The sequence below is a fragment of the Paenisporosarcina sp. P4_B8 genome (assembly GCF_056402175.1).
Genome location: NZ_JBFUHX010000047.1, coordinates 1 through 1,336, shown reverse-complemented (window position 1 = coordinate 1,336; position 1,336 = coordinate 1). Strand labels below are relative to the sequence as shown.

The 1,336-nt window shown below is 47.4% G+C and carries 6 tRNA genes and 2 rRNA genes; all 8 read left to right on the top strand.

Annotated elements, in window-relative coordinates:
• Positions 1-243 (top strand): 23S ribosomal RNA (locus AC1DSK_RS17345); the annotation flags it as partial.
• Between the two features lie 132 nt (positions 244-375).
• Positions 376-491, top strand: a 5S ribosomal RNA gene (gene rrf / locus AC1DSK_RS17340).
• Positions 492-504: 13 nt separating this feature from the next.
• A tRNA-Asn gene (locus AC1DSK_RS17335) sits at positions 505-579 on the top strand.
• Positions 580-586: 7 nt separating this feature from the next.
• Positions 587-678 (top strand) — tRNA-Ser (locus AC1DSK_RS17330).
• A gap of 23 nt (positions 679-701) precedes the next feature.
• Positions 702-776: transfer RNA gene (locus tag AC1DSK_RS17325), tRNA-Glu, on the top strand.
• Positions 777-813: 37 nt separating this feature from the next.
• Positions 814-889 (top strand) — tRNA-Val (locus AC1DSK_RS17320).
• Between the two features lie 198 nt (positions 890-1,087).
• A tRNA-Met gene (locus tag AC1DSK_RS17315) sits at positions 1,088-1,164 on the top strand.
• Positions 1,165-1,167: 3 nt separating this feature from the next.
• A tRNA-Asp gene (locus tag AC1DSK_RS17310) sits at positions 1,168-1,243 on the top strand.
• The last annotated feature ends 93 nt before the right edge of the window (positions 1,244-1,336 follow it).

Genomic DNA, 1,336 nt, shown 5'->3' with positions numbered 1-1,336 from the left:
ACGAGAGGACCGGGATGGACACACCGCTGGTGTACCAGTTGTTCTGCCAAGAGCATCGCTGGGTAGCTATGTGTGGCCGGGATAAGTGCTGAAAGCATCTAAGCATGAAGCCCCCCTCAAGATGAGATTTCCCATTACGCAAGTAAGTAAGATCCCTCAAAGACGATGAGGTAGATAGGTTCGAGGTGGAAGCGCGGTGACGTGTGCAGCTGACGAATACTAATCGATCGAGGACTTAACCAAAATGAACTTGAATGATTTTCAATGACCCGTTTATCCAGTTTTGAGTGAACAAAAATGTTTTTTTATTTTTAAAAAACGCTTGTAATTCTCATGAGACTTGATATAATAAATCTTGTCTTAAAAAACAAATAGTCTGGTGATGATGGCGAAGAGGTCACACCCGTTCCCATACCGAACACGGAAGTTAAGTTCTTCAGCGCCGATGGTAGTTGGGGGTTTCCCCCTGTGAGAGTAGGTCGTCGCCAGGCTATATATTATTGATCCGAAGTAGCTCAGTGGTAGAGCAATCGGCTGTTAACCGATTGGTCGTAGGTTCGAGTCCTACCTTCGGAGCCATATCTCTGGGGAGCTGTCCGAGTGGCCGAAGGAGCACGATTGGAATTCGTGTAGGCGGGTTAAACTGTCTCAAGGGTTCAAATCCCTTGCTCTCCGCCAGATAATTTCCTTCTATTATATATGGCCCCTTGGTCAAGCGGTTAAGACACCGCCCTTTCACGGCGGTAACACGGGTTCGAATCCCGTAGGGGTCACCAATTTCTTTTAAAGAAAATATAACCAGTTTTCATTTTCGGAGGATTAGCTCAGCTGGGAGAGCATCTGCCTTACAAGCAGAGGGTCGGCGGTTCGAGCCCGTCATCCTCCACCATTTACACTATAAACACTTTCGATAAAGTAAAACGCGAGGGTGACGCAAATATCTAAATCGCATGTTCTAAAGAACAACGCGAGGGTGGAGCAAATCGCCAAACGAAGATGGCGATTAACATCGAAGCAGGCGAAAGCCGATGCAGATGTCCATTAAGACATAAGCGGTGAAGCAATAGTGTTTATAACATAATATTGACGCGGGGTGGAGCAGCACGGTAGCTCGTTGGGCTCATAACCCAAAGGTCGCAGGTTCAAATCCTGCCCCCGCAACCAAATGGTCCCGTGGTGTAGCGGTTAACATGCCTGCCTGTCACGCAGGAGATCGCGGGTTCGATTCCCGTCGGGACCGCCATTTTTTATGAAGTGTTAAGAATTGGAATAAGCAAAGAAGGTCTAGGAAGCAAAATGAGTAAGTGAAGGAGCGTACTAACGTACGTGACTGAAC